The 24,925-nt window shown below is 65.2% G+C and carries 25 protein-coding genes and 1 pseudogene; 23 read left to right on the top strand and 3 right to left on the bottom strand.

What is annotated here, in order from left to right; translation table 11 throughout:
- The first annotated feature begins 24 nt into the window (after positions 1-24).
- From LIW09_RS10655 to LIW09_RS10625, 7 genes are read left to right on the top strand one after another with little or no spacing between them, the layout of a single operon-like run.
- Positions 25-1,017: an AAA family ATPase gene (locus LIW09_RS10655; protein ID WP_256645597.1), complete on the top strand. Its 993-nt coding sequence runs from the start codon at positions 25-27 to the stop codon at positions 1,015-1,017.
- Positions 1,018-1,073: 56 nt separating this feature from the next.
- Positions 1,074-1,991 (top strand): DUF58 domain-containing protein, encoded by a 918-nt coding sequence (locus tag LIW09_RS10650; RefSeq protein WP_256645596.1) that lies wholly within the window; start codon positions 1,074-1,076, stop codon positions 1,989-1,991.
- Positions 1,988-2,434 (top strand): DUF4381 domain-containing protein, encoded by a 447-nt coding sequence (locus LIW09_RS10645; protein WP_256645595.1) that lies wholly within the window; start codon positions 1,988-1,990, stop codon positions 2,432-2,434. Before LIW09_RS10650 ends, LIW09_RS10645 begins: the two co-directional genes overlap by 4 nt.
- Positions 2,431-3,441, top strand: a complete 1,011-nt coding sequence (locus LIW09_RS10640; protein ID WP_256645594.1) for a vWA domain-containing protein — start codon at positions 2,431-2,433, stop codon at positions 3,439-3,441. Before LIW09_RS10645 ends, LIW09_RS10640 begins: the two co-directional genes overlap by 4 nt.
- Positions 3,438-5,228: a VWA domain-containing protein gene (locus LIW09_RS10635; RefSeq protein ID WP_256645593.1), complete on the top strand. Its 1,791-nt coding sequence runs from the start codon at positions 3,438-3,440 to the stop codon at positions 5,226-5,228. Before LIW09_RS10640 ends, LIW09_RS10635 begins: the two co-directional genes overlap by 4 nt.
- Positions 5,229-5,254: 26 nt before the next feature.
- Complete coding sequence (locus tag LIW09_RS10630) at positions 5,255-6,883, top strand: BatD family protein (protein WP_256645592.1); 1,629 nt, start codon at positions 5,255-5,257, stop codon at positions 6,881-6,883.
- Positions 6,884-6,941: 58 nt separating this feature from the next.
- A complete protein-coding gene (locus LIW09_RS10625) occupies positions 6,942-8,273 on the top strand; it encodes a dicarboxylate/amino acid:cation symporter (protein ID WP_256647224.1) in 1,332 nt (443 codons plus the stop codon).
- A 12-nt stretch (positions 8,274-8,285) separates the two neighbouring features.
- Here the strand turns inward: LIW09_RS10625 and LIW09_RS10620 are convergent, their stop codons facing one another.
- From LIW09_RS10620 to LIW09_RS10610, 3 genes are all read right to left on the bottom strand, one after another.
- Entirely contained in the window at positions 8,286-8,687 is a 402-nt protein-coding gene (locus LIW09_RS10620) for a type II toxin-antitoxin system VapC family toxin (RefSeq protein ID WP_256645591.1), read from the bottom strand.
- A complete protein-coding gene (locus tag LIW09_RS10615; protein WP_256645590.1) occupies positions 8,684-8,929 on the bottom strand; it encodes a FitA-like ribbon-helix-helix domain-containing protein in 246 nt (81 codons plus the stop codon). Before LIW09_RS10615 ends, LIW09_RS10620 begins: the two co-directional genes overlap by 4 nt.
- A gap of 190 nt (positions 8,930-9,119) precedes the next feature.
- Positions 9,120-9,485, bottom strand: a complete 366-nt coding sequence (locus tag LIW09_RS10610; RefSeq protein ID WP_256645589.1) for a helix-turn-helix domain-containing protein — start codon at positions 9,483-9,485, stop codon at positions 9,120-9,122.
- Positions 9,486-9,719: 234 nt separating this feature from the next.
- Between LIW09_RS10610 and LIW09_RS10605 the strand changes: the two genes are divergently transcribed.
- From LIW09_RS10605 to LIW09_RS10530, 16 genes and pseudogenes are all read left to right on the top strand, one after another.
- Complete coding sequence (locus tag LIW09_RS10605; RefSeq protein WP_256645588.1) at positions 9,720-10,772, top strand: DUF475 domain-containing protein; 1,053 nt, start codon at positions 9,720-9,722, stop codon at positions 10,770-10,772.
- 31 nt (positions 10,773-10,803) lie between these two features.
- On the top strand, positions 10,804-11,445 hold the full coding sequence (locus tag LIW09_RS10600; protein WP_256645587.1) for a vWA domain-containing protein: 642 nt from the start codon (positions 10,804-10,806) through the stop codon (positions 11,443-11,445).
- A 37-nt stretch (positions 11,446-11,482) separates the two neighbouring features.
- Positions 11,483-12,118: a TerD family protein gene (locus tag LIW09_RS10595; protein ID WP_256645586.1), complete on the top strand. Its 636-nt coding sequence runs from the start codon at positions 11,483-11,485 to the stop codon at positions 12,116-12,118.
- A 7-nt stretch (positions 12,119-12,125) separates the two neighbouring features.
- Positions 12,126-12,761 (top strand): vWA domain-containing protein, encoded by a 636-nt coding sequence (locus tag LIW09_RS10590; protein WP_256645585.1) that lies wholly within the window; start codon positions 12,126-12,128, stop codon positions 12,759-12,761.
- Between the two features lie 12 nt (positions 12,762-12,773).
- The gene (locus LIW09_RS10585; RefSeq protein WP_256645584.1) at positions 12,774-13,829 is read left to right on the top strand and encodes a TerY-C metal binding domain-containing protein; all 1,056 of its coding nucleotides are present in this window, start codon (positions 12,774-12,776) and stop codon (positions 13,827-13,829) included.
- A 3-nt stretch (positions 13,830-13,832) separates the two neighbouring features.
- Positions 13,833-15,482: a protein phosphatase 2C domain-containing protein gene (locus LIW09_RS10580; protein WP_256645583.1), complete on the top strand. Its 1,650-nt coding sequence runs from the start codon at positions 13,833-13,835 to the stop codon at positions 15,480-15,482.
- The gene (locus tag LIW09_RS10575; RefSeq protein ID WP_256645582.1) at positions 15,479-16,984 is read left to right on the top strand and encodes a helix-hairpin-helix domain-containing protein; all 1,506 of its coding nucleotides are present in this window, start codon (positions 15,479-15,481) and stop codon (positions 16,982-16,984) included. The genes LIW09_RS10580 and LIW09_RS10575 overlap by 4 nt, the downstream gene beginning before the upstream one ends.
- Positions 16,985-17,049: 65 nt before the next feature.
- The gene (locus LIW09_RS10570; RefSeq protein ID WP_256645581.1) at positions 17,050-17,628 is read left to right on the top strand and encodes a TerD family protein; all 579 of its coding nucleotides are present in this window, start codon (positions 17,050-17,052) and stop codon (positions 17,626-17,628) included.
- A gap of 120 nt (positions 17,629-17,748) precedes the next feature.
- On the top strand, positions 17,749-17,919 hold the full coding sequence (locus tag LIW09_RS10565; RefSeq protein WP_256645580.1) for a hypothetical protein: 171 nt from the start codon (positions 17,749-17,751) through the stop codon (positions 17,917-17,919).
- A 28-nt stretch (positions 17,920-17,947) separates the two neighbouring features.
- Entirely contained in the window at positions 17,948-18,103 is a 156-nt protein-coding gene (locus LIW09_RS10560; RefSeq protein ID WP_256645579.1) for a hypothetical protein, read from the top strand.
- A gap of 100 nt (positions 18,104-18,203) precedes the next feature.
- A complete protein-coding gene (locus LIW09_RS10555; RefSeq protein ID WP_256645578.1) occupies positions 18,204-18,614 on the top strand; it encodes a hypothetical protein in 411 nt (136 codons plus the stop codon).
- 165 nt (positions 18,615-18,779) lie between these two features.
- Complete coding sequence (locus LIW09_RS10550; RefSeq protein WP_256645577.1) at positions 18,780-19,004, top strand: helix-turn-helix domain-containing protein; 225 nt, start codon at positions 18,780-18,782, stop codon at positions 19,002-19,004.
- Positions 18,946-20,073: pseudogene (locus tag LIW09_RS10545) on the top strand (type II toxin-antitoxin system HipA family toxin); the annotation flags it as partial. The gene LIW09_RS10550 and the pseudogene LIW09_RS10545, both read left to right, overlap by 59 nt.
- Before the next feature lie 238 nt (positions 20,074-20,311).
- Positions 20,312-22,297, top strand: a complete 1,986-nt coding sequence (gene tkt / locus LIW09_RS10540; protein WP_256645576.1) for a transketolase — start codon at positions 20,312-20,314, stop codon at positions 22,295-22,297.
- A 25-nt stretch (positions 22,298-22,322) separates the two neighbouring features.
- The gene (locus LIW09_RS10535) at positions 22,323-22,727 is read left to right on the top strand and encodes a DUF2946 family protein (protein WP_256645575.1); all 405 of its coding nucleotides are present in this window, start codon (positions 22,323-22,325) and stop codon (positions 22,725-22,727) included.
- A 55-nt stretch (positions 22,728-22,782) separates the two neighbouring features.
- Entirely contained in the window at positions 22,783-24,864 is a 2,082-nt protein-coding gene (locus LIW09_RS10530; RefSeq protein WP_256645574.1) for a TonB-dependent copper receptor, read from the top strand.
- The last annotated feature ends 61 nt before the right edge of the window (positions 24,865-24,925 follow it).

Here is a 24,925-nt window from a genome sequence, read left to right as displayed (position 1 = left end):
CCAGCGCCCGGCAAGAGGATCAGGATGGACACCAGTACCCCGCACCCCCGGCACCTGCACGGTGTTTTTTGCACGTTGCGAGATGAGCTGTCTGGCGAGATCATCGGCCAGCCTGCACTGGTCGAGCGACTGTTGATTGCGCTGCTGGCCGATGGCCACTTGCTGGTGGAAGGCGCGCCGGGGCTGGCCAAGACCACCGCGATCCGGGCCCTGGCCTCCAGGCTGGAGGCGGACTTCGCCCGCGTTCAATTCACCCCGGATCTGCTGCCCGCGGATCTGACCGGTACCGAGGTCTGGCGGCCGCAGGACGGGCGCTTCGAGTTCCAGCCTGGGCCGATCTTCCATTCCATCCTGCTGGCCGACGAGATCAACCGCGCACCTGCCAAAGTGCAGTCGGCGCTGCTGGAGGCAATGGGCGAACGCCAGGTCACGGTGGGGCGGCAGACCTGTCCGCTGCCGCCGCTGTTCCTGGTGATGGCCACGCAAAACCCGATCGAGCAGGAAGGCACGTTCCCACTGCCGGAAGCGCAGCTGGATCGTTTCCTGATGTACGTGCGCATCGGCTACCCGGAAGTGGAAGCCGAAACCGAAATCCTGCGCCTGGCCCGCGAGCGCGCCCGCGACAGCTTGTTGCCGCCCGCGCCACCGCCGTCGCGAATCACCCAGGGCGACGTGTTCGCCGCCCGGCGCGAGGTGCTGGACCTGCACATGGCGCCTGCGCTGGAGCGGTATCTGGTGGAACTGGTGCTGGCTTCGCGTGATGCCGGCCGCTATGACCCGGCGCTTGCCCGTCGCATTGCGTGGGGAGCCAGCCCGCGCGGCTCCATCGCGCTGGAGCGCTGCGCGCGCGCGCGCGCGTGGCTGGCGGGGCGTGACTTCGTGATGCCCGAGGATGTGCGCGCGATCGCGCCCGATGTCCTGCGCCATCGTGTCCTGCCCAGCTTTGAAGCCACCGCCGAAGGCTGGGATGGCGAGCGGTTGGTCGCCGAACTGCTGAGGCTGGTACCGCTGCCGTGAAGATGCAGGGTGCGGGAATGCGTGATCTGCGTCGGCGGTGGTGAGGCTGGCGACGGATGAACGAGGCTGCCTCTCTTGCTGGCGTGGTGCCAACCCTTGCCGAGCTGATTGCGCTGCGCGCCCTGGTGCACGGGCGGCGGGCCGCCCGTCAGGGCCGCTTTGGCAACCAAGGGCATGCGCTGTCCAATCTGCGTGGGCGCGGCATGGAATACGCGGAATCGCGCGAATATGCGCCGGGTGACGACGCACGCCACATTGACTGGCGCCTTACCGCGCGCAGCGGCAAGGCGCATACCAAATTGTTCCAGGCGGAGCGCGAGCGGCTGACGCTGCTGGTTGCTGATACGTCGCCGGCGCTTTACTTCGGTACCCGGGTGCGCTTCAAGTCGGTGCAGGCCGCGCGCGCGGGCGCCTTGGCCGCCTGGCTGGCCGCGCGCGACGGTGATCGCATCGCGGCACTGCGCGGCAGCATGCGCGAAGCGGCCGTCGCGCCTGCTGCGGGTTCCCGTGGCGCGCTGCGCGTGCTGGATGCCCTGGTGCGCTGGTACGCACGGCCTCCGCAGGACGATGCCGGTTTGGCAACGGCGCTGGAGCATGCGCGTCGCCTGCTGCGGCCAGGGTCAAGGCTGATCGTATTGGCCGATCCGGGCAGCATCGCAACGGTGCCAGGCGTCGTTTGGCCAGGCTTGGCCCAGCATCACGAATGCACGGTGCTGTTGCTGAGCGATCCACTGGAGCGCACGCCGCCGCAAGCGCGGTTGGCATTTGCGGGTGGTGCAGGCGAGCGGATGCAACTGGCGCTGGATGCGGCCGGCGTGCGCCAGCGTTGGAAGCAATCGTTCGATGCGCCGCTGCAGGTGGCATTGGCACTGCTGCAGCGGCATGCGATTCGCGCCGAGATGCTGTCCAGCGATGCCCCCAGTGACGCGTGGCTGGGCTTGCTGGATCGGCCGAAGACGGGGCGCGCGCGATGACCCTGCCGTTGAAGAACGTGCATGCGGGCGTGGCGCCTTCCTGGTGGCCACCGGCGCCGGGCTGGTGGCTGGTGACAGCGGGCGTGCTCGCGCTGGTTGCTGTGGGCTGCTGGCTGTGGCGCCGTCGCCGGCGTCGGCATGCGGCGCTGTTGCGCCTGTTCGACGATGCCGTTGCCGGGGCGGGTTCGCCCGTGCAGCAGGTGGCCGCGATGTCGGAACTGCTGCGGCGTGCAGCGCGACGGATCAAGCCGGAGGCCGATCGGCTGGACGGCGAGGCGTGGCTGCGATTCCTGGATGATGGCTTGAAGCACCCGGCGTTCGTCCACGGGCCGGGCGCGCTGCTGGGCGACGGCGGGTTTCGTCCCGACGTGGATCCGGCTGCGGTGGAAGCGCTGCGCGTGGTTGCCCGCCAGCGTTATCTGGACTGGATGCGCCGCGCATGAACACGCTCTTCGCGCTGCTGCACATCGATGGTTTCGCATGGCCGTGGCTGTTGCTGGCGGTGGTCTTGCCGTGGCTGGCCTATCGCCTGCTGCCAGCGCGTGCCCAGGACGGGGATGCACTGCGCGTGCCGTGGTATGCGCGCCTGCACACGCTTGAGGGAGGACTTGTGGCGTCTGCACCGACGCGTGGTTTCCCGTGGTTGGCATGGCTGGCCTGGAGCCTGCTGTGCGTTGCCGCCGCCCGGCCGCAGCAACTGGGCCCGCCGGTGGCGCCGCTGCAGGCGGGGCGCGACCTGATGTTGGCGGTTGACCTGTCGGCCAGCATGGGGGAAGAGGACATGCAGCTCGGTGGTCGTGCAGTGGATCGGCTGACCGCGGCGAAAGCCGTGCTGGCCGATTTCCTGGATCGGCGTGCCGGTGATCGGGTCGGCCTGATCGTGTTTGGCGATCGCGCATTCGCACTGACGCCACTGACGCTTGATCGCGACAGCGTGCGCCAGCAACTGGATGGCACGGCAGTGGGGTTGGCCGGGCGGGCCACTGCCTTGGGCGATGCCGTCGCCTTGGCCACCAAGCGGCTGCAGATCCAGCGCGCGCAGCAGCGCGTGCTGATCGTGCTGACCGATGGCGTCAATACCGCCGGTGTACTGGCACCGGACAAAGCCGCGCAGATCGCCCACGATGCCGGCGTGCGCATCCACACCATCGCCTTTGGCGGCGACGGCAGCACCGTGTCGGTATTCGGCTTTCGCCTGCCGCTGGGTGGTGGTGGCGACGAGGTGGATGAAGCCGGACTGCAACGCATCGCCAACGCCACCGGCGGACATTTCTTCAGGGCACGGGATACAGAGGCACTGGCGGGCATCTACGCGGAAATAGATCGGCTGGAACCGGTGCGGCGGCATGGGCAGGTAGTGCGGCCGAAGATCGAGTGTTATCCGTGGCCGCTGGGTGCGGCGGTGATCCTGGGCGTGTTGGCAGTGCTGCTGCGGAGGCGTGACCGATGACTGCGCTTCTGAGCGACATCACCCAGCTGCATTTCCTGCGCCCATGGTGGTTGCTGGCGTTGCCGTTGCTGCCGCTGTTGGCGTGGCGTGCGCAGGCGCGAATGCGGCAACGCAGCGCGTGGCGGAATGCGGTGGATGCGCATCTGTTGCCGCACTTGCTGGCGCCGGCCGAACTACACGGCAGGCAGGCAAGGTGGACGCATCGGATGGGTTTGCTGGGCCTGCTGTTGTCCGTGCTTGCGCTGGCCGGGCCAAGCGTGCGCAAGGACGTGCAGCCGCTGTGGCAGGCGCGGCAACCGCTGGTGCTCGTGCTGGACCTGTCGCGCGCAGTGCTGGCGCATGACCTGCCACCCAACCGGCTGGCACAGGCGCGGACCAAGCTGGCAAGCCTGCTGCAGGAGCGCGCCGGCGGGCAGGCGGGGCTGGTGGTTTATGCCGATGATGCCTTCACCGTGGCGCCACTGACGGAAGATGCCGCCAACGTTGCGCTGTTCCTGGATGCGCTGGCGCCGGAGGTGATGCCCGCTGACGGTCATCGTGCGGATCGCGCGATTGCCTTGTCGCAGCGCCTGCTGCGGCAGGCCGGCTTCGACCGCGGTGAAATCCTGCTGCTGACCGATCGTGCCGATGGCGATGCCATCGCCCAGGCCACCAGGGCGCGCGCCGCAGGGTACAGCGTTTCGGTGCTTGGCTTGGGCAGCGGGCAAGGCGGCGTGTTTTCCGCGCCGGAAGGATTGCAACAGGCTCGGCTTGATGCGCCATCGCTGCATCGGTTGGCGGCTGCAGGCGGCGGGCGATACCGGCAGATCACGACGGGCGATGCCGACCTGCGTGCGCTGGAGGTGCTGGATCCGCAGCAGGAGGATGCTGCGGCGGCACGAGGCGAAACAAGCGCACGTTGGCGCGACGATGGCTATTGGCTGCTGCCGCTGGTGCTGTTGTTGTGCCTGCCCTTGTTCCGACGGGGCGGAGCGTTTGCCGCGCTGCTGGTGTGCGCGCTGTGGTTGCCGCTGTCGCCGGTGCAAGCACAGACCCAGCATGCAGACGCGCATGGCGGCAGCCTGTGGCAGCGCCCCGATCAAATTGCCTACGCGCGCATGCAGGAAGGCATTGCCGCATACCGGCGCAAGGAATATCAGCAGGCGATTGCGCGGTTTTCGCAGCAACATGACGCAGATGGGCAGTACAACCTCGGCAATGCACTGGCGCAGGCAGGGTACCTTGATGCGGCGGTCGCAGCCTATGATCGCGCATTGAAATTGCAGCCGGGCATGGCCGATGCCCTCTACAACAAGCGCCTGCTGGAGGCAGCAAAGAAGCGGAAGGAGCAGCAGAACCAGCAGCAGAACCAGCAGCAAAGCCAGCAGCAAAGCCAGCAGCAAAGCCAGCAGCAAAGCCAGCAGCAAAGCCAGCAGCAAAACCAGCAGCAAAACCAGCAGCAGAACCAGCAGCAGAACCAGCAGCAGAACCAGCAGCAGAACCAGCAGCAGAACCAGCAGCAGAACCAGCAGCAGAACCAGGCCGGCAAGCCACAGGACGCGCAGGCGCAGCAGCAGGCGAATGACGCGCAGCGTCAGCGCATGCAGCAGGCCTTGCAAAAGCGCCAGGCCGGCCAGCGGGAGCGGGAACGACCGGGGCATCCGGATGCGCCCCCGGAAACCGCAGAACAACGCGAGCGAAGACTGGCCAACCAGGCATGGCTGCAGCGGGTGCCAGACGACCCGGGCGCGCTGCTGCGTGCGCGTTTCCAGCTGGAAGCGCAGCGTCGGCGTGGAGGCGGGCTGTGATCCGCGGCCTCACGTGGCTTCTGCTGATGTGGCTTGTCCTGGTTGCGCTGCCGGCATCCGCGCAGACCCGTGCCTGGTTGGATCGCCCCGAAATCACCGATGGCGAAACGGTGGCGCTGAACATCCAGACGGACCAGGCTGTTGCGCAAATCGACTTCAGCCCGCTGCAGCAGGTGTTCGACCTCGGCGGGCAAACCGTTCGGCGCAGTTTCGAGCGGGTCAATGGGCAGTCCAGCACCACCTCGGTGTTCTCGGTCGGCCTGCGCCCGCGCGCGCCGGGCATCTTGATCGTGCCGGCGCTGCGCGTCGGCAATGCGACCACGGCTGCGCTGCGGCTGGTGGTGCTGCCGCCTGCCGTGCAGCCGGCCACGGCGAAGGCCGATGTCTTCGTGGAAACCGAGGTGGACGCCACCCAGCCCTACGTGCAGCAATCCGTGGGCGTGACGGTGCGGCTGAACTACGCGGTGCCGCTGCTGTCCGGGCAACTGGATCTGGAGGCGCCAGAACACGCCAGCCTGCAACGGGTAGGCGAGGACATCCAGTACCAGCGCATGCTTGGTGGCCGGCGCTACAGCGTGGTCGAGCGCCGCTTCCTGCTGATTCCCGAACGCAGCGGCCCGCTGCTGTTGCCGGGCGCGCGTTTGAACGGCATTACAGGTGGCGGCTTCACGGGGCAGTTTTTCGAAGACGACCGGCAGCAGGTCTCGGTTGCCGCACCGGACCAGACCTTGCGGGTACTGCCCATCCCTGCCGGCGCGCCACTGCCGTGGTTGCCGCTGCATTCCCTGCAACTGCGCTACTTGCAGGCGCCGAAGCAGGCATGGGCGGGGCAGGCCGCGACGGTGGAGGTGGAGATGGTGGCAGACGGTGCCACCGCGGCGCAGGTTCCGGCACTGGAGTTCCCCGCCGTTTCCAGCGTGCAGGTCTTCGCCGAACCGCCGCAAATCATGGAACAGTTCGTCAACGGCCGGCCGCGGACCACGGTGCGGCGCACGGTCGCGCTGGTGCCTGCGCAGGCAGGTGCGCTGGGCGTGCCAGGACCGCGCATCGTCTGGTGGGATGCCGAACATCACGTCGCGCGCGCCTCCACGCTGCCGCCCCTGCACTTGCAGGTGGCGGCGGGTGTCCGCATGGATGCGCCGCCAGCCCTGCCGCCGGTCGCGAATGCGGCGTCAGCGCCGCCTTCGGCGGCAATGGACGTGTCCCCCGACGATGGCCTGCCCGTGCATCCAGGGTGGCGGCGCCACCTGCGCGAATGGGGCCTGGCGGCTGGCGTGCTGGCGGTGCTGGGCATCATCGGGTGGTGGTGGAGCGGGACGACGTCCAGCCGCGTGGTGACAACGCCAGCGCCGGCATCGGCCGCCGCATTGCGAGACGCTTTGTCGAAGGCCCTGGATGCCGGCGATCTTGCACGGATCAGCAGTGCGCTCGTGGCGGCGGCCAGAGTCGCGGTTGACGATCTGGATGCGGTGCGCGCGCATCTGGGCGATACGGCGCAGCAGGAGGCGGTGGAGCGCCTGCAGGCGGCGCGCTGGGGGCGGGGTGATGCGCAGATGGCGGTGCGCGCCCTGCGCGCGGCGTTTGCCGGCGGCGCGCGCTGGCGTGAGACGAAGCAGCAGGCGCATTCCCTACTGCCTCCGCTATACCCGGAATGAGCGGAAACGTTTGCTAAGCTTCGGGATTGTTTTGTTCCGCGAGCGTCACATGCATTCGATTGATAGCACCGCCGCGAAGCCCGCCAAGGGCCTTCCCTTGCACTACAAAGTGCTGATCGGTTTCGTGCTGGGCACGGGGCTGGGCTTGGCCGCGCATGCCACCGCGCTGGACGCGGCCTGGATCCATGGCGTGATCGATTACGGCACCAAGCCATTCGGGCAGATCTTCCTCAACCTGCTGTTCATGCTGGTGGTGCCGCTGATCTTCTCCGCACTGGTGCTGGGCGTGGCCGAGCTGGGGGATATCGCCTCACTCGGCCGGCTGGGCTGGAAGACGCTGGTTTACACGGCGGTGGTGACGGCCGCGGCGGTCTGCGTCGGCCTGGTCTGCGTCAATCTGTTCCAGCCCGGATTGCACATGGATCCCGCGCTGGTGGACAAGACCCTGAGCGGCAACATGCTCAAGGCCGGCGAAATCGTCAGCAAGGGCAACGAACTGCGATTGATGGATCTGCTGGTCAACATCGTGCCGCACAACATCGTTGGCGCAATGGCCGACGACAGCAAGAAGCTGGGCATCGTGTTCTTCGCGCTGATGATCGGCATCGGCCTGGTGATGAAGCCGACGCCCGGCACGCAGGCCTTCAAGAACGCGATGCACGGCCTGTTCGAAATCTGCATGCACTTGATTGGGCTGTTCATCCGCCTGGCGCCCTACGCGGTGGCGGCGTTCATGTTCAACCTGACCTTCCAGCTGGGTTGGGACGTGATCCACAGCCTGGTGTGGTTCGTGGTGACGGTGCTGGTGGCGCTGGCCATCCACGGCTTCGTGGTGATCCCGCTGTGGGTGTGGCTGATGGGCGGGATGTCGCCCCGCGTGTTCTTCCGCGAAACCCAGGAAGCCACCTTGACCGCGTTTGCCACGGCCTCGTCCACGGCCACCCTGCCGGTGACGTTGCGGGTGGCGGAAGAGAATCTGAAGCTGCCGCGCAAGGTCAGCCGCTTCGTGCTGACCGTCGGGGCATCGGCAAATCATCATGGCACCGCGTTGTTCGAGGGAATCACCGTGCTGTTCCTGGCCCAGGTCTATGGCCTGCACCTGCCGCTGGCGCAGCAGGTGATGGTGCTGGTGCTGTGCATCCTGGGGGGCATCGGCACCGCCGGCATCCCGTCTGGTTCGCTGCCGGTGATCGCGATGATCTGCGGCATCATCGGCATCAACCCCGATGGCATCGGCATCATCATCGGCGTCAACACCTTCCTCGACATGTGCCGCACCTCGCTCAACGTCACCGGCGATCTGGCCACGGCCGTGGTGGTGGCGCACCGCAGCGGCGAGAAGGACCTGGACGAGTCGGCGCTGGAGAAGCTGGACGAGATCGTGCGCTGAGGCGCGCCGCGCCTAGCCCTGGCCCGCCGCCAGCGGCTGGGCGATGGCCGGGAACGCCCTGAGCAGCTTCCCGTCCATGGTGACCAGACGCGCGCCCAGCGTTTCCGCCAGCACGACGAACTCGCAGTCGTAGGCCGAGCAGTCGCTGGCGCGCACGAGTTCCAGCACGCGCCGCGAATCCGGCTCGTGTTCCGCGCCGTCGAGCAGGGATTCCGCCTCGCGCCGGATCGCCTGCGCCTGTTCCAGCGCCAGCGTGCCGCGGCGCAGGCAGCCGGCGAGGATGTTGCGAAACTCGCTGCGCCACAGAAGCGGTGCGTGCCAGTCCGGGTCGTCTTCGAGCAGCCGTTCCGCCGCCTCGGTGAACTCCCCCGGCAGGTACAGGTACGCCAGCACGTTGGAGTCCACCACGATCATGCGCGTCCCTCGCGCTTCATGGCGTCGATCGCGTCTGCGCCGAATCCGCCTGCCTGCACGCCGGCACGCAGCGCGCGTGCGCGCGCCAATCGTTCGCCGGGGGCGAGCTTGCCGGGCGTCAGCACCGTTTCCAGGCACACGATCGCTTCATTGTTCAGGCTGCGCCGATGCAGCGCGGCGGCGGCCTTGAGCTGTGCGTACACCGCGTCGGGGATGTTCTTCAGGGTCAGGGTGGTGGGCATGGGAGCGCCTCCGTTCGAGTGGAACCAAAATACAACCATTTTGGTTCCATTGCGAGTGGCGAGGCGCGGAGCAGGGAGGGCGACGGCGGTTTGCATGCGCGCAGCCTGCCGCACGCCGCTTCGCGAGGCAGTCGGTGCTTGCCGCGTCAGTCGGTGGGGATTTTCCCGGTCACGTTGCGGGATGCCTGCCTCAATCCGTCGGCCGGATCAGATCCAGCAGCGCCGTCCGGCGCTTGGCGGGCAGCGTGCGGTAGCGCAGCAGCAAGGCGCGCTCCTTTTCGTTGCGGGCGATGGGTGAGGCTTCGCCGGCGGCGTAGATGAGCGCTTCATCGCCAATCTGTCTGCCGTCGGTGGACGCAATGCCGCAGACCAGCTCGTCCAGCGAACGCCCGAGGTGCCGGCGCAACTCCGGCAGCATGCGGAAGCTCGGCGTCTCGCGCCCGTTCTCCCAGGCCGATACCGACGATTTGGTGATCCCCAGCGCGAAGCCCAGCTGTTCCTGCGTCATCCCCACGGCCACGCGCGCTTCGCGCAGGCGGTCGGCGAATCGCTTCATCCGCAGGGCTCCGATGTCGGGGCTTTACAAGGTATGGATCATCCGTACTCCTGTCGTGCGGGTATGCATTGACAATCGAAGTTCGGAAATACCAAACTTAGGAGGACGGAGTTTCCGAACCCCGCTGCATTGGCAGATTTGAGTCAGGCATCGGGGGAAACAGGGGGGAGGCCGCTTTTACGGCGGTGCCAGAGGCGCGCCTGCGCTTGCCCGAATCAGGAAGAAAGGGAGAGCGTGATGCGGGATTTCAGGTTTTCGATCGTGGTCACTGCGCTTTGTCTGGCGCTGGCCGGGTGGTGGGGGCATGCGAGTGGCATGGGAGTACTGCCCGCGTTATGGCTGGCGCTGGTGCTGGGCGTGCTGGAGGTCAGCCTGAGCTTCGACAACGCGGTGGTGAATGCGAGCGTGTTGAAGCACATGTCCGAGTTGTGGCGGCAGTTGTTCCTCACCGTCGGCATCCTGATCGCGGTATTCGGTATGCGCCTGGTATTCCCGATCCTGATCGTGGCGGTGGCCACGGGCGAGGGATTCGGCACGGTGGTTCGGATGGCGCTGGAGCAGCCCGATCAATACGCTTCGGTGCTGACCGGGCACTATCCGCAGATCGCGGCTTTTGGTGGGATGTTCCTCCTGCTCGTGTTTTTGTCCTTCATTTTCGATACCGAGCGCGAGCATTTCTGGCTGGAGCCGCTGGAGCACTTGTTAGCCAAGATCGGCAAAGCGGACGCGGCGGCCGTCATCGTCGCGATCGCGGTGCTGCTGGCGACCAAGCTGTTCGTACCGGCGGAAATCTTTGGAGCCGTCCTGCTGTCGGGTTTGTGCGGAATCCTGCTGTTTCTGGCGGTGGATAGCGTGGATGCGTTCTTCCAGGTCGAGGACGAAGAGGGAAGTGGCGCCGGCATCGGTAAGAAGGCAGGCGTGGCGGCGTTCCTCTACCTCGAAGTGCTGGACGCCAGCTTCAGCTTCGACGGCGTGATCGGTGCGTTCGCGATCACCCGTGACGTGGTGGTGATCATGCTCGGTCTGGCGATCGGCGCGATGTTCGTGCGTTCGCTGACGGTCTATCTGGTGCACAAGGGGACGCTGGATCAGTTCGTCTTCCTGGAGCACGGCGCGCATTACGCCATTGGCGTATTGGCCATGATCATGCTGTTCGGCATCGTCCACCACGTTCCCGAAGTTGTGACCGGGTTGATTGGCGTGTTCTTCATTGCCGCCTCGGTCTGGTCGTCCATCCGCCATCGCAGGCGCAACCCGGAGCTTCCGTCGCCGACAAGCGGGAGCTGACGGTTCTCCCTGCAAGCAAAGGAGCGCACACATGCATCGCAAACTTCCGGTTTACTTGTTGCTCGACACGTCTGGCTCGATGGCTGGCGAGCCCATCGAGGCGGTCAAGAACGGCGTCCAGTTGCTGGTATCCACCCTGCGCCAGGATCCGCACGCGCTGGAAACCGCCTATCTCTCGATCATCGGCTTCGGCAGTGATGCGTCGGTGCTGGTGCCCCTCTCCGAACTCGCCGCATTCCAACCGCCGCCGTTGACTGCAAGCGGCACCACTTCGATGGGTCAGGCGCTCAAGTTGCTGGCAACGCAGATCGACGCAGAAGTGACCCGCACGAGCGCGGATACAAAGGGTGATTGGAAGCCGCTGGTGTTCTTGATGACCGATGGCATGCCAACCGACAACTGGCAGTCCGGGTTGGATGAGCTCAGGAAGCGCAAGGTCGGCACCGTGGTGGCTTGTGCTGCGGGCCAGCAATGCGACGAAGCGGTACTCAAGCAGATCACCGAGATCGTGGTGCGCCTGGACACCGCCGATAGCAGCACGATCGCCGCCTTCTTCAAATGGGTGTCGGCTTCGATTTCGACCGGCAGCCAGCGGGTCGATGCGGGCGGCAAGGAAGTGACGGGTATCGACGACCTGCCGCCGCCGCCGAAGGAAATCAATCTGGTCGTCTGACGGACGGCGCGATCAGCACGAGGAAAAGGACGCACGCATGGCCATCAGCTTGAAGAAGGGACAGGGCATCAGCCTGTCGAAAAGCGAATTCGATCTTTCCAAGGTCACTATCGGCCTGGGCTGGGACATTGCCAGCTCCGGTGGCTTTCTGAAAAACCTGTTTGGTGGTAGCCAAGAGGAATATGACTTGGATGCCATCGCCTTCCTGTGTCATGCCGATGGCAAGGTGCATCGCTTCGGAGACAAGCTTGTGGGGGGCGATGTGGTGTTCTTCAACAGCATGAAGCACCCATCAGGGAAGATCTGGCTGACCGGTGACAATCGCACCGGTGCAGGCGATGGTGACGACGAGCAGATCATCGTCCTGCTCGACTCCATGCCTGACGAAATCACCAAGATCGTATTCGTAGTCAGCATTTATCAGGGGCTTCAGAAGCAGCAGCACTTCGGGAAAGTGCAGAACGCCTTCATCCGCGCTGTGGATGCGCGCGGCAGGGAAATGGTGCGAACCGACCTGTCCGTAAGCCCCGAGACGCAGAACATGTGCTCAATGGTGTTCGCGGAACTGAACCGAACCGCCGCAGGCTGGGAGTTCAAGTCGCTGCTGCGACCGGAGCGCACCGACAGTTTCGCGATGATCCTGCGGGATTACTACGTTCCGACCAACGGGTAAGCGCGGGATGCGTCGCCTGCCTGTCTACCTGTTACTGGATACCTCGGGCTCGATGCGCGGCGAGCCCATCGCCGCCGTCAACGTCGGTCTGGGAGCGCTGATCGCCAGTTTGCGCCAGGATCCGTCGGCGCTGGAATCGGTGCACGTGAGCGTGATGACGTTCGATGCGGAAGTGAAGGTCGTGGTTCCGCTCACGCCGCTGGATCAGCTGCAACTTCCCGTGATATCGGCACCTGACTCCGGGCCGACCTTCCTCGGCATGGCGCTGGAAACGCTGTGTCAGTCTTTCGATCGCGAAATCAGAAAGAACACGGCCGATGCCAAGGGGGATTGGGCACCGCTGCTGTTCGTGATGACGGACGGCAGCCCGACCGACCTGCAGGTGTACGAGGAGCAGGCAGCCGAAGTGAAAAAGAGGCCCTTCGGCAACATCATCGGCTGCGCGGCGGGCCCGAAGGCCAAGCGGGAATACCTGTCGATGCTCACCGACAACGTAGTGAGTCTGGATACGCTCGACAGCGCCTCGTTCACCAGCTTCTTCCGCTGGGTGTCGTCGGCGGTCAGCACCGGCAGCCGGAGTCAGGGGTTGGCCGAAAGCGCGCCGTTGCCGCCGCCGCCTGCGGAAATCCAGTTCGTCATTTGACCCGGGGGGCGCATGCGCCGATTGCCGATCTATTTCCTGCTGGACGTGTCTGAGTCGATGCTCGGGGAAAATCTGTACCGGCTCGAAGAGGGATTGCAGCGGATCATCGGCGAACTGCGAACCGATCCGCATGCGCTGGAAACCGCATGGGTGTCGGTGATCGCATTCGCCGGTAGGACGCGCGAGGTCGTTCCGTTGACGGAACTACCCAGTGTTCACTTGCCGCAGCTGCCGGTGGGCGGTGGTACTTCGTTCGGCCGTGCGCTGATGTTCCTGATGGATCAGATGGACGCCAGGATCCGGCGCGGTGACGGCGAACAGAAGGGCGATTGGAAGCCCATCGTGTTCCTGATCACCGACGGCAAGCCGACCGACGATGTCGAGCCGGCACTGGTGCGCTGGGCGCGCTATGCCAGTCGCGCGACTCTGGTCGCCGTTTCGATCGGACGCAGTGCCGACCTGCGTGTACTCAACCGGCTGACCGATGCGGACAAGGTGCTGACGCTGGATGACGTAAGCGACGAAGGTTTCCGCAAGTTTATTGCCTGGGTCACGCAAGCGGTTCAGTCGCGCAGCCGCAGCGTTGGCGATCCTGCGCGCGAGGAGCTGATGCCGGCGCTGGACGACGACATCCTGAAGAAGCTCGATCTGCGCAAGCCCATCGAGACGGTGGACGAGACCAATGCCTATTTCGTCTCGAAGTGCCAGAACACGCGGCTGCCCTATGTGTCGCGTTATGAACCGCTGCGCGATGAACTCGACATCGGTGGAAGGCCGCTACAGACGGTGATGTACCGGCTGTCCGGTTGCTATCCGGTCAACAACAGTTATTTCGAGATGACGTCGGAGCAGCCGGATGTGGCGACGCTGTCTTCCGACCAGTTGCTCGGCATGCCGGGCTGTCCGCATTGCGGCAATCCGGTGGGCTTCGCAATGTGTTCCTGCGGTAACACCTTCTGTATCCCGGGAGCAGGCGAACACATCTGCCCCTGGTGCGAACAGGCCGGCAGTTTCACGCCGATGGATGCGGACGCGGAAGCGCCCGAGATCAATCGGGCGAGGGGTTGAGCGATGGCGCGTTTCCAGTCGCCGCAGGACAAGCGCATCGAGATCGCACTCGCTCGGCTAATTCGATGTCAGCTCACGTTGCACGATCTTGAAGCGGATGTCGGCGCGCTGGTACGAATCCGCCAGCAACTGCCGGTCGCCCGGTTTCTGGACGAGATCGTGGAGGCAGGTCGTCGCAATGCCGGCCAGAACCTGCTGATGGTCGATGTTTCGACGAGGCCGAGCGCAGAGGCTCCATGTTCTGCCGACATAAGTCGTGCTGCCGAACCGGGGGTGCCGGTTTCCGATGCGACGATTGGTTCGCTGGTAACGAACATCGCCGAAACGATTGGGTCGCCGCCTGACGGCGAGGTTGGTGGCGAGGCCGTGATGAAGGATGCGGCCCCTGCCGCGCCAACTCCGAAGGATGCCGGACAGCCCATGTATCGCCTGCTCGTACCGAACGCCACGGCAGATGTCGCCTACAGCTATCAACTTGATCTTTCCCGCGAACCGTTGGCGGCCTATCGCATCCATGCGATTTCCGGATTGGAAGAGATCGGGCTGACATTCGATCCGGAAACCCACCGGCTTCACGGCACGCCGTGCGTAGAGCCAGGGCAAGCGCTCCAGAAGGAGTTGGAGGTCGTGTTGGCGCGCCGGGACAATCCAGCCGTCCGCGTGGCGTCCAGGCTTTCGCTGTTCATCAATCCGCATCCGCGCACGCTATGGAAGAAGATCGAGCCTGACGCATTGCTGGAACATCGCAAGGAACATCGATGCTCGCTTTGCGAGGCAGGGCCGCCGATGGTGCTGGCCGCCAGCGTGCGCGGGCGTTCGCACGAGAACAGCGGTGCATTCCGCGAGGACGACTTCCATGTCGGCCGTACGGCGGATGGATCGTGGACAGTCGTGGCGGTGTCCGATGGTGCCGGCTCGGCGAAGCTGTCGCGGCTGGGCTCGCGGATCGCGACGGAAACGGCTGTGGCTAGCCTGTTGGATGCATTGGGAAATTGCAGGGCAGAGCTCGACGCGGCTGTCGCGGAGGTCGTTCAGGATGAAGATGCGCTGGCGCGAGTCGCTAGGCTGGAGAAGTCCGGTGAAGCGATGCTTCTGGAACCCGTGGGACGGGCCGCCTTCGCGGCGAGCAAGGCCATCCAGACAAAGGCGGGCGAACTCGGGGTGGAGGAAAAAGCGCTGGCTGCGACCCTGATGTTCGCGGCGATCCGGCGTATAGGTGATGACATGCTGGTCGCGTCCTACTGGATCGGAGACGGCGCGGCGGCACTGTTCGATCCCGCTTCCGGCGCGTTCCATTTGCTCGGTGAAGCGGACAGCGGCGAATTCTCCGGTCAGACGCGGTTTCTGCTGTCTCAGGAGTTTCCCGTAGACTCCGCATGGGTGGCGATCGGAAAGCGTTTTCGTTTCCGCTGCGTGCCTGTCAGCGCAGTTTTACTGCTGATGACGGACGGTGTGTCCGATCCCAAGTTCGGCACCGACAATGCATTGCGCGATCCGGCGCGTTGGCGGGCCTTTTGGGAAGATGATCTTGCCGCGCAATTGCCGCTGTCCACGCCGGAGGCGGAACTGGGAGCGAAGCTGGAGGACTATCTCCAGTTCTGGTCACAAGGCGAGCACGACGACCGTACCTTGGCTCTGGTGCGTTGGGCATGAGCGGCAAGATCATTCGGCTGACGGCACACGACGGCACGCCAGTCGAGTTCGTCGATGAGGTCAAAGGCGCGGGCGGCCTGAAGGACTGCTACTTCGCGCCCGATCGAAGCTATGTGGTGCTGTTTTACCGCGATAAGGTGGATGCTGTCGGCAAGGATCGGCTACAGAGCATCGTTGGCCGTTTCAAGGACAATATCTTCAACCAGGCGGGTGGTGCCTACTGGGAAAAGCTCTATTGCTGGCCGGATCGCATCGTGGAATGGAACGGCAGGATCGGGATCACGGTTCCTTTTTATGCGCGCCACTACTTCTTCGAGCACGGCTCGAAGAGCGGCGACATGCTGAAGATCAAGGGCCGGGAAAAAGAGGGCAAGTGGTTCGCCAGCGCAAACAACCGCGCCAAGTTCCTCGACCCTCGTGAACTTGGCACTTGGGCCACTCACTTGCGCATGTGCCTGATGCTGGCCCGCGCCGTGCGCCGCCTGCACATGGCGGGCCTGGCGCACTCCGACCTGTCCTACAAGAACGTGCTCGTCGATCCTGTGGGCGGCAACGCCAACATCATCGACATCGACGGCCTGGTGGTACCAGGGAAGTTTCCGCCCGATGTGGTAGGGACTCCCGATTTCATCGCGCCCGAAGTGGTGGCGAGTGCGCGCTTGCCGCGCGGCGATCCCAACCGGAAATTGCCCAGCATCCAGACCGACTGCCATGCGCTGGCGGTGCTGATCTACATGTACCTGCTGTACCGGCATCCGTTGCGTGGCAGGAAGGTGCACGATCAGGACACGACCCGCGACGAAGAACTGTCCATGGGCGGGCGTGCACTGTTCGTCGAGGATCCGAAGGACGCTTCCAATCGCATCAATCCGAAGGGTGTCCGTCCCAGTGAGCTGCCGTGGGCCGATACAGGTGCGCGCCCTTATACGTTGACGGGGCCGTACCTGTCGCCGCTGTTCCTGCGCGCCTTCACGGAGGGATTGAAGAACCCGCAGGTGCGGCCCACTGCCAGCGAATGGGAGTCCGCGCTGATCAGGACGGTGGATCTGTTGCAGCCCTGCATCAATCCGGCCTGCGAGCAGAAGTGGTACGTGTTCGACAACTCTACCCGGCCGTGTTGTCCGTTCTGCGGCACGCCGTTCCGTGGCCTGTTGCCGGTACTGAACCTCTACCACGCCACCCACAAGCCGGGCGAATTCCGGCCGGACAACCACCGGCTGATGGTTTATACCAACCAGTCGCTCTACCTGTGGCATGCCAGCCGCAGCGTCGCGCCCAACGAACGCATCACGCCGGAGCAGGCGCAGCGCGTGGGCTATTTCGTCCTGCACAGCGACAAATGGTGGCTGGTGAACGAACGCATGCCGGATCTGTACGACGCTGGTGCCAAGGCGGCCATCCCGGTCGGGCAGAAAGTGGAACTGAAACACGATCAGCAGATTCTACTGGCCAAGGGCGAAGGCGGTCGGCTGCTGCACGTGCAGATGGTGGGCGCTCGTTAGGAACTATGAACTATGCGCCCCGCATGGCTGGGGCGTTTCATCGCAAACGCAATGGGAGTGGAAACATGGGGATCAGTCTTGCGAAAGGTGGCAACGTCAATCTCACTCAGGGCAATGCCAGCCTCAAGGAAGTGGCGATCGGGTTGGGCTGGGACGCGCGCGCCACCGACGGTGTGGATTTCGACCTCGATGCCAGCGCCTTCCTGCTTGGCTCCAACGGCAAGGTGCCGGATGACGGTCATTTCATCTTCTACGGCCAGCTTTCGTTCTCGAACGGCTCGGTGGTGCACCAGGGCGACAATCTGACCGGCGATGGCGACGGCGATGACGAAGTCATCGAAGTCGATATCCAGCGCGTGCCCGAGCATGTGCAGAAGATCAGCTTCTCGGTCAGCATCCACGAGGCCGCGCAGCGACGGCAGACCTTCGGCATGGTGGACAACGCCTACATCCGCGTGGTGAACAAGGCGGATGGAAAAGAGTTGGCCCGCTACGACCTGACCGAGGATGGTTCGACCGAGACCGCGATGATCTTCGGCGAGCTGTACCGCCACAACGGCGACTGGAAGTTCCGCGCGGTGGGGCAGGGCTTTGCCGGGGGGCTGGGGCCGCTGGCCTCTCATTATGGCGTGAATATCGTTTGACCCAGCCTGCCCGTCATGCATGCAGGCGTACGCCGTGCACAAGACGGTGCGGATGCATGGCGGGCACGCAAGGCACGGCACCGGAAGCGGTGCAATCACTTGGACACGAGCGAGGACAGCATGAGTGCGAAGAGCAGCTATTCCGTGACCTACACCCGGAAGAGCAATCCCGGGTCGATGATGTATGCGACTCGGATGGCATCCAGCGTTTCCGAAGCCAAGAACATGGTGAAAGCAGATGAGGCGCGGAGAGGCGAAATCGTCACGATCATCGCCTGCGTGAAGCGCTGACGGATCAAGGCCAAACGGGGGAGCATGGATGAAGAAGAAATTCGAGGTGACATACGTCAGCAACGGCGGCGACAAGACGACGCGTCGAAAGATGGTGGTTGCGGAGGATCAGCATGAGGCGCGGCGAAAGGTCGAATCACAGGGAAACAAGGTCATCGCAGTCGTATATCAAGGCGTGGCCTAATCACTGGCGGTCGGGCTGGCGGGCTCTGGCCGGATGAGCGCCATGGCGATGCCAGCCTGCGAAGGGTTGCGGCGCTCGTTCCCCCTGCTAGGGAGGATCTATGGAAGACAAGGATTCGAAGGGCTTGATCGCCTCGGAAGAAGCGCAATCGGCCGGCGAGAGTGCGGGGAAGTTGAATGAATCCCTGTTGAAGAGCCGGTATTACTTCGATATGGAGGATGCCGCGCGCGAGGTCAAGGAAAAGGCGGACGACTTCGACAAGGTCGTTTCCTCGGCCAAGTTCGCGGGCAAGCTCATTTCCAACGTCGGCATGTTCGGAGTGAAGCTGGGTGCGCGTGCCGTGGAGCATGCGCCGGCGATCGCGGCAAAAATGGCCGAGCAGATGCTGGCGAAAAATTCCGACATCAGCGATGAGCGGAGATCGAGCTTGGAACGGCTGGCGGGAAAAAGGACATGGAGTGATCTGGTATCAGGCGGTGGCAATGCCGAAAGCAATGAAGATGAAGCGTAGTCGCGCATAGCGCCTTCGCGCAGCGTCCAGTTTTTCGGCAGGATGGGTTCTTCCGGCGTATTGATTTGTCCGGTATTTCGTACTAATTTCCTTTTTCGAGTGAAATTGTACGAAATACCGGACATGCTGAGTCGCCCTATTCTCAACCCGCGTGAGCTGGGACAAATGCTTCGATCCGAGCGGCGTGCGCTTGGCTTGACCCAACAAGCAGTGGCCGACGCCACGGGCTATCGTCGCCAGACCATCCTGGATCTGGAGGCGGGCAGGAACGTGTCGGTGCAAACGCTGTTCGCCGCGCTGGGGGCGTTGGGAAAGGGTATGCAGTTGGTGGATGCGCGCCCGGACATCGACCAGTTGTCGGCCCTGCTGGATGCGCCGGATGAAGATTAAGCGGCTGCGCGTCACGACGCCCCGCGGCCTCGCGGGCGACCTGCATCGTGAATCGCAATACGTTTTCAACTATGCGACCACTGATCGGCGCGGCGAGGTTTCGCTGACGATGCCGATCCGCGCGCAAAGCTATGCCGGCAATCCGTTGATGCCGGTGTTCGCGATGAACCTGCCCGAAGGGTATCTGTACGACACGATCGTGCGGCGGATGGCCAAGCACGAGCGCATCGACGAGATGCGCCTGCTGGCCATCACCGGTCGGCACCAGATCGGTCGCCTGCAGTTCGAGACTCCGGATGATGAGCCTCGGGAGGAGCGCCCCCGCATCGGCCTGCATCAGCTGCGGACGGAGCGTGCTTCGCGGGAACTGTTCGAATTCCTGGTGGATGCGTACTTCGATTCCGGCATATCGGGCGTGCAACCGAAGGTGTTGCTGCCGGATGCGGATCGCCTTGCTGCCATGCGCGACGATCGCGCCACGCTGGTGCATTCCGACCTGATCGTGAAATCCGGCGGTGGAGAGTACGAGCAGCTCGCGCGGAACGAGTTCCTGTGCATGGACGCCGCGCGCCGGGCCGGCCTGCAGGTGCCGGAGTTCTGGCTATCCGACGACGGCAGCCTGTTCATCATGCGCCGCTTCGACCTGGCGCCGGAACGGCGCGGGTTCGAGGACATGTCGGTACTGATGGGCAAGGCGCGTGACCCGCAGGGCAACTACAAGTACACGGAAAGTTACGAGGCGATCGCTCGTTTCATCGTCGCGCTCAGCGGGATCGATGCGCCAGCCAACCTGGCGGCGTTCTTCGACTATCTGGCGCTCTCGGTGATGGTGCGCAACGGCGATGCGCACCTGAAGAACTTCGGCCTGACCTACGACGATCCGGTGACGGGCAGCCGGTTGCTGGCGCCGCTGTACGACGTGGTGACGACGTCCGCATATCCCTATCTGAACTGGCGCACTGGCGAGCAGCGGGCGGACAGGACCCTGGCGCTCAAGCTGTTCTCCGGAGCCAAGCATCGCAATTTCCCCTCGCGCGAGGAACTGCTGGAGTTTGGCCGGACGGTATGCCGCGTGCGCCGGCCGGAGCAGGTGTTGGAGCGTGTCGGCACGGCGATGTCGGAGACGTGGCGGGAGCATGGCGACCGGCTGGACGGGGAGTTCCGGGCGCAGCATGGCTGCGGAGTGGGAGGAAGGGAAGCAGTCGATGGCTGCGCTCCAGTTGTTCTCGGGACAATAGGAAGACGATCCGCGACACCGCCCCGTCCGGGATGGGACAATAGCCGTTCCCTCCGCTCTGCCCGATGCCATGACTGCGCCCACCCGCCGCGACCTCGCCAATGCCATTCGTTTCCTCGCCATCGACGCGGTGCAGGCCGCCAACTCCGGCCATCCGGGCATGCCGATGGGCATGGCGGACATCGCCGAGGTGCTGTGGAACGACTACCTGCGCTGCAATCCGGCCAATCCGCACTGGGCCGACCGCGACCGCTTCGTGCTGTCCAACGGCCACGGTTCGATGCTGCAGTATGCGCTGCTGCACCTGAGCGGCTATGACCTGACCCTCGACGACCTCAAGCACTTCCGCCAGCTGGAATCGAAGACGCCGGGCCACCCCGAAAACTTCATGACGCCGGGCGTGGAAACCACCACCGGCCCGCTGGGGCAGGGCCTGGCGAACGCGGTGGGTTTCGCGCTGGCGGAGAAGCTGCTGGCGCAGCGCTTCAACCGCGATGGCCACGACATCGTCGACCACCGCACCTGGGTGTTCCTGGGCGACGGCTGCCTGATGGAAGGCATCAGCCACGAAGCCGCGTCGCTGGCCGGCACCTGGGGCCTGCACAAGCTGGTCGCGTTCTGGGACGACAACCACATCAGCATCGACGGCAACACCGACGGCTGGTTCACCGACGATACGCCGAAGCGCTTCGAGGCCTACGGCTGGAACGTGATCCGCGGCGTCGATGGCCATGACGCGACCGAGATCAAGACCGCCATCGAAACCGCGCTGAAGTCCAGCGACAAGCCGACGCTGGTCTGCTGTCGCACCACCATTGGATTTGGTTCGCCCGCCAAGGCCGGCAAGGAATCCAGTCACGGGGCGCCGCTGGGCAAGGACGAAGTGGCCGCCACGCGCGCGGCGCTGGGTTGGCAGTACGGTCCGTTTGAAATACCGCAGGACATCTACGCCGGTTGGCGCGCGCGCGATCGCGCCGGGTTGGAGTCGGGCTGGAATGCACGCTTTGCCATGTACAAGGCGGCTTATCCAGAAGCGGCTGCCGAGTTCGAGCGTCGCCTGTCGGGCGCATTGCCGGAACATTTCGATACCCAGGCGCAGGCGTTCATCGCCAAGCTGCAGCAAGATGGCCCGACCATCGCCAGCCGCAAGGCGTCGCAAAACGCCATTGAAGCGTTCGCGCCGCTGCTGCCCGAGCTGGTGGGGGGTTCCGCCGACCTGGCGCATTCCAACCTGACCTTGTGGAAGGGCAGCAAGTCGGTGGCCAGCGATGCGGCGGATGCCAACTACATCCATTCCGGCGTGCGCGAGTTCGGCATGACCGCGATCAGCAATGGCTTGGCGCTGCACGGCGGCTTCATTCCCTATGACGCCACCTTCCTGGTGTTTTCCGATTACGCCCGCAACGCGGTGCGCATGAGCGCGCTGATGGGCGCGCGCGCGATCCACGTCTACACCCACGACTCCATCGGCCTGGGCGAAGACGGGCCCACCCACCAGCCGGTCGAGCACCTGGCCTCGCTGCGCTACATCCCGGGCAATGACGTGTGGCGCCCCTGCGATGCGGTGGAATCGGCACTGGCGTGGAAGCGCGCCATCGAACGCGCCGACGGCCCCAGCTGCCTGGTCTTCAGCCGCCAGAACCTGCCGCACCAAGCCCGCGACGATGCCCAGTTGGCGAACATCGCGCGCGGTGGCTACGTGCTGAAGCACAGCGTGGGCGCGCCGGAGGTCATCCTGATCGCCACCGGCAGCGAGGTCGGCCTGGCCATGCAGGCGGCGGCACAGCTGGGCGACAAGGTGCGGGTGGTGTCGATGCCGTCCTCCGACGTGTTCGACCGCCAGGACGCCGCCTACCGCGAAGCGGTGCTGCCGAAGGCGTGCCGCAAGCGCGTCGCGGTGGAAGCCGGCGTCACCGATTTCTGGCGCAAGTACGTGGGCCTGGACGGCGCGGTGGTCGGCATCGACAGCTTCGGCGCCAGCGCGCCGGCGGAGGCGCTGTTCCCGCACTTCGGCATCACCGTGGAACGCTTGATCGACGTCATCAACGCGCTCTGAGCGCCGCGGTAGACTTCCCGCCGACATGATCCTGCGCTCCCGTCGCTTCCAGCACTGGATGGCCCGCCTGGCACTGGCGGCCGTCCTGCTGGTGTCGGCGATGCCGACGGTCAGCCGCTGGCTGGAGAGCCGTGCGCCGGAATTGCAGGCCACGGTGCTGGCGATGTGCACCATGGACGGGCTGGCGATGAAGCCGGCCAGCCTGCTGATTGATGCCGGCAAGGCGCCCGCACCGGCCGGCGCGATGCCGGACGAATACTGCGCCTACTGTCCGCTGCTGGCCGCACTGGCGCCGCTGGTGCTGGCCGCGCTGGCGATCCTGTTGCCGGCGCTGCCGCGCGCATTGCTGCCCGCCTGGGTGCCGCCGGCATTGCCCGTTCCGCCGCTGCTGCGCGGCCTGGGCGCGCGAGGGCCGCCGATCCCGCTCTGAACCACGACGCATTCCCGCGGGGCATCGCCCCGCCTTCTCGTGATTTGGAGCCAACATGTCTTCCCTTCGTATCGCGTCGGCGCTGCCGTCGCGCCGCGCGCTTGCTTGCGCGCTGTCTCTTGCCTTGTTTCCCTGTGCTGCTGTTGCCGCCGATACGCCCGGCAACCGCGCGAGCGACGCGCTGAAAACCTTCGATCGCGTCATCGTGATCGCCACGCCGGTGCAGCCGCTGACCTTCGAAACCGATCCCAAGCTGCCGCGCCAGCCGGTGCCGGCCAGCGACGGCGCCGATTACCTCAAGACCATCCCCGGCTTCACCGCGTTGCGCAACGGCGGCACCAATGGTGATCCGGTGCTGCGCGGCATGTTTGGCTCGCGCCTCAACCTGCTCTCCAACGACGGCAGCATGCCCGGCGCCTGCCCGGCGCGGATGGACAACCCACTGTCTTACGTGGCGCCGGAAACCTACGACAGTCTGGTGGTGGTGAAAGGCCCGCAGACCGTGCTGTGGGGGCCGGGTGCCTCGGCCGGCACGGTGCGCTTCCAGCGCGAGACGCCGCAGTTCGACGCCCCCGGCCTGCGCATGCAGGGCAGCCTGCTGGGCGGCAGCTTCGGCCGCAACGATCAGGTGCTGGACGCGACTGCGGGGACAACGCTGGGCTATGCACGGCTGAGCGCCAATCGCTCGCAGGCCGGCGACTACAGCGATGGCAGCGGCGATCGCGTGCCGTCCGCGTGGAAGAAGTGGAACACCGACCTGGCGCTGGGCTGGACGCCTGATGCTGACACGCTGCTGGAACTGAGTGCCGGTATCGGGGATGGCCAGGCCCGGTACGCCGGACGCGGCATGGACGGCGCGCAATTCAAGCGCGAAAGTCTCGCGCTGCGCTTCGAAAAGCGTTTCGACGGCACCCTGCGCAAGCTGCAGGCCAGCGCCTATCGCAACGATGCCAATCACGTGATGGACAACTACTCGCTGCGTGATCCCAATCCGGCCGGTTCGATGCCGATGGCGATGGCGTCCAACGTGGATCGCCTGACCAAGGGCGCGCGCGTGGCGGCCACGTGGGAGCTGGGTGCGTTTGCGCTGACCGCGGGTCTGGATGCGCAAGATAGCCGCCACCGCAGTCGCAGCGGGATGGGGCGCGGCAGCTACGCAACCCTGCCATGGTCGCGGGATGCCAGGCTTCGCAACCTCGGCATGTTTGCCGAAGGCACGTGGACGGCGGCGCAGGGCCAGCGCGTGGTGGCCGGCGCGCGCGTCGATCGCGCCGAGACGGCAGACCTGCGCCAGACCGCCGGCATGATGGCGATGCCCAATCCGACCTTCGGCCAGACTCGCCGCGAGACCTTGCCCGGTGGCTTCATTCGCTACGAACGGGACATCGCCGGCAGCGGCGTCGGCTGGTATGCGGGCCTTGGTCACGTGGCGCGCATGCCCGATTATTGGGAATCGTTTTCGCCCAACAGGGGCCCCATGGGCGCGACAAACGCGTTTGCCGGTATCCAGCCAGAGCTCACCACGCAGCTGGATATCGGCGCGCAGTGGCGCGGCGCGCGCGGCAGTGCCTGGGTGTCTGGTTACGCAGGGCGGATCGATGACTTCATCCTGTTCCGCTACATGAGCGGCGGGATGATGGGCAGCACCTCGATGGCGAGCAACGTCGATGCGCGCATCCACGGCGCGGAGGCCGGCGGTGAATTCCGCCCGGGCAAGGACTGGACGCTGGGCGGCAGCGTGGCCTGGGCCTGGGGCGAGAACGCCGCTGCCGGCACGCCGCTGCCGCAGATGACGCCGCTGGAAGGCCGCTTTACCGCCGCCTGGGACAACGGCCGCTGGAACGCCGGCGTGCTGTTGCGCGCGGTGGCCGCGCAAACCCGCGTGGCGGTCAGCCAGGGCAATGTGACCGGGCGTGACCTCGGCCCCAGCGCGGGGTTTGCGACGCTTGCGTTGAATGCTGGCTATCGCGTCAGCGAGCGCGTGCAGCTCAGCGCCGGCATCGACAACCTGTTTGATCGCGCCTACAGCGAGCATCTGAATCTGGCTGGCAGCGCGGACTTCGGTTATCCAGCGATGCCGGTGCGAATCAACGAGCCGGGTCGCAACCTGTGGCTGAAACTCAACTTCAGCCTGTGATGCAGGCAGACTGCAATGGCAAGGCATGGCATCGGTTTGCGATGCCATGCCGAACGACGGG

It is taken from the genome of Thermomonas paludicola (assembly GCF_024498955.1).
In the GTDB taxonomy this organism is placed as follows: Bacteria; Pseudomonadota; Gammaproteobacteria; order Xanthomonadales; family Xanthomonadaceae; genus Thermomonas; species Thermomonas paludicola.
This window is presented reverse-complemented; position numbering and strand designations above follow the sequence as displayed.